General features: G+C 57.3%; 4 protein-coding genes. 2 read left to right on the top strand and 2 right to left on the bottom strand.

The window, feature by feature from the left end:
* The first annotated feature begins 71 nt into the window (after positions 1-71).
* Both FEM54_RS29185 and FEM54_RS29180 read left to right on the top strand, forming a co-directional pair.
* Positions 72-494 (top strand): hypothetical protein, encoded by a 423-nt coding sequence (locus FEM54_RS29185; RefSeq protein WP_138453920.1) that lies wholly within the window; start codon positions 72-74, stop codon positions 492-494.
* Positions 491-1063: a hypothetical protein gene (locus tag FEM54_RS29180; protein WP_138453919.1), complete on the top strand. Its 573-nt coding sequence runs from the start codon at positions 491-493 to the stop codon at positions 1061-1063. The genes FEM54_RS29185 and FEM54_RS29180 overlap by 4 nt, the downstream gene beginning before the upstream one ends.
* 51 nt (positions 1064-1114) lie before the next feature.
* Here FEM54_RS29180 and FEM54_RS29175 read toward each other — a convergent pair whose 3' ends face one another.
* Both FEM54_RS29175 and FEM54_RS34835 read right to left on the bottom strand, forming a co-directional pair.
* A complete protein-coding gene (locus tag FEM54_RS29175) occupies positions 1115-2881 on the bottom strand; it encodes a family 2A encapsulin nanocompartment cargo protein cysteine desulfurase (protein WP_171045933.1) in 1767 nt (588 codons plus the stop codon).
* A complete protein-coding gene (locus FEM54_RS34835; RefSeq protein WP_240792819.1) occupies positions 2856-2996 on the bottom strand; it encodes a hypothetical protein in 141 nt (46 codons plus the stop codon). The genes FEM54_RS29175 and FEM54_RS34835 overlap by 26 nt, the downstream gene beginning before the upstream one ends.
* Positions 2997-3005 lie beyond the last annotated feature (9 nt).

The raw sequence follows: 3005 nt of genomic DNA, 5'->3' as shown, positions 1-3005 counted from the left end.
GTCGAACCGAGACATAATTTTACCGCCCTCTCTAACAAATCCCATACAACAATAAAATAACGCGTGAGCTCATGATAAAGATGGCCAAAAAACGAATGACTCAAGGTCGCGCACTTTCAGCGCTCCTCCTTCTTTGCAGCTTCACAGGCAGTCCCTTGGCGTACGCCGAGGACGTTGAGCGAATTGACTTTGATCAACTGTATGAAGCTTTTTTAAATAACGACAACTCGTCTCTTGAGCTGCCGCAGTACCAAAAACGCCTGCTAATTTCGGGAGTGGTGTTGCGTAACAGTGTGAACTTCTCCGGCAACCCACTCTTGACCGTCACCAGCCTTTCCTCTGACAGCGAAATGGCACGCATGACGAGCTATGATGCGGGCCAGGCAGAAAAAATGAAAAACCTTCAAGCCGGCGATGAGTTTAAAGCCATTTGCATACTCGGCCCTACTGTAGGGGGTTCCAGCCTTTCGTTACGGGATTGTGTACTCAAATGAACCTCGTCAATATGCGATGGCTGATGTTTCTCTCCTGCTGCGGCGCGCTCAATATTGCAGTCGCCGCCCCCTCTCCAAACAACGCGGTGGTCGAAGACCTGGTGTCGTGCAAGGCATCCATTGAAAGTGCCGTTGCATTCAACCAGGCGGTGCGAAGCCCAGAGTTCGATCTGACCAGCGCAGAGGAGTATGAGCCTTGGGGCGGCCTGGCCTGGAGGGTCTCCCCGCCGATCAAACTGGGCAGCGTCAGTTCCGATATCGTGATCATGGAGACCAATCGCAGTTTTTACCTGCGGATACCGTCCAAAAACCCTGAGACGGACATACGCGCAACCGCCAAGTCGATGCAGCTGACTAAAGCGGGCGAAAGTGATGACTATCTCGAGTATCAAAAAGACTTGGCCGACCGGACGATTCAGGTGCAAAGCTCTGAGGAGTCCGATGCTTATTGGGTTGGGTGTTTCTATGATCAGGAAGCGTTTCAACGTGCGGAGGAGGCGCGGCTTGACGCCGTTCCAGAACGGATAAAGCAACGCAAGCAGTACCAGGAAATACTCGAAGCACAATAAACGTTACCTGCCCCACCGGGGCGCAAGATTGCGCCCCGGCAAGACTGGAATCTACCTGCCCCGGCGGTGTGCCAGGCGTTGCACAGTGGCAACCAGTAGATCGACCTCATCGACCGTGTTGTAAAACGCCAACGAGGGCCGCACGGTCGCTTCGACACCAAAACGACGCAAAATCGGTTGCGCACAATGATGCCCGGAACGTACCGCAATGCCCTCCTGGTTGAGGGCAGTGCCGACTTCCTCGGTACGGTAGCCCGGCAATACGAAGGACAACACGCTGGCCTTGTGAGCCGCTGTGCCGATCAACCGCAAACCTGGAATCGCCGATAACCCACGCGTGGCATACACCAGCAGGTCATGCTCGTAACGCGCGATATTTTCCAGGCCGACACGCTCGACGTAGTCCAACGCCGCGCCCAACCCCACAGCATCAGCGATGTTGCCGGTGCCCGCCTCAAATCGCGCAGGAGCGGGCTGGTAGACCGTCTTGTCGAACGTAACGTCCGCAATCATGTTGCCACCGCCTTGCCAGGGCGGCAGGATCTCGAGGAGATCCTTCTTGCCATACACCACGCCGATGCCGGTTGGCCCAAAGATCTTGTGCCCGGAGAACACAAAAAAGTCGGCGTCCAGCGCCTGCACATTCACCCGCAGATGCGAAACCGATTGCGCACCATCCACCAGCACTCTTGCACCGACGCCATGCGCCAACGCAATCACTTCAGCCACCGGCGTGACGGTTCCAAGGGCGTTGGAAACCTGCGTAATGGCCACCAACCTGGTTCGCGGGCAGAGCAGTTTTACATACTCCTCCAGAATGATCTGCCCGGTGTCGTCCACCGGAATCACGCGGATTTTCGCCCCGACCTCGGCCGCCAACTGCTGCCAGGGTACGATGTTGGCGTGGTGCTCGAGTTGGGAGACGATAATCTCATCGCCCGCCCCGATGTACTTGCGCCCGAACGTATTGGCGACCAGGTTGATGCCTTCCGTTGCACCCCGCACGAACACGATTTCATCCGATGAACGCGCCCCAAGAAAGCGCGCCACGGTATTGCGCGCACCCTCGTAGGCATCGGTCGCCCGCGCGGCCAATTCATGCGCAGCGCGGTGGATATTGGAGTTTTCGTGTGCGTAAAAGTAGCTGAGGCGATCGATCACCGCCTGAGGCTTCTGGGTGGTGGCGGCGTTGTCAAACCATACCAAAGGTTTGCCATTAACCCGCTCGGCCAGGATCGGGAAGTCCCGGCGAATGGCCTGTACGTCAAAACTTGTACGGGCTTGAGGTTGCCCACCCGCCTGTGGCGCCTTTTCCAGTCCTGGCGCCTGCGCCTGCTCGAGAAAATAGAACTGCGCTCCGGATGACGGCGCCGGGGAAGGTGCAGGCTGCGAGTGCGTCAGTAAACTCCTCAGCGCATCGCCGTCAAGCCCCCCATACGGTTGTTCCAGCAGCAGTACAGGCTGATCAACCGAGGTCGACTCGCCACCAAAATAGTAAGACGCACCTGGCACACCTGTAGCGGGCGTACCCGCAATACTGCTCCCCGGATAAACCTGGGGGATAGCTGCGGTGTACGCTTCAGGTGAGCCAAGGTTAAGACCATCTGCTGTGCCCGCCGGAGCCGCTATAGGAGCAGCATGGGGCAACGCCTCCAGGCTCGGAGCATTACCCGGTCGCGACGAACGAGCGCCACCACCCGGCAAACTGGCAAAGAGTTCGTTGGCCAGTTGCCCCAACACGCCAATATCCAACAAACCATCGGGCGTTTGCGTCGCCGAGGCGTCGGGTGAATTACTTGTAAGTGTCTGGATAGTCATGATATTTGCCGACCTCCACATCATCGAGCACCGCCAGGGCATCCTCGGTCAGCACCGCCAACGAGCAGTACAACGAGATCAGGTACGAAGCGATTGCGTTGCGGTTGATGCCCATGAAGCGCAC

This window comes from Pseudomonas edaphica, from assembly GCF_005863185.1.
Lineage (GTDB): Bacteria > Pseudomonadota > Gammaproteobacteria > Pseudomonadales > Pseudomonadaceae > Aquipseudomonas > Aquipseudomonas edaphica.
This window is presented reverse-complemented; position numbering and strand designations above follow the sequence as displayed.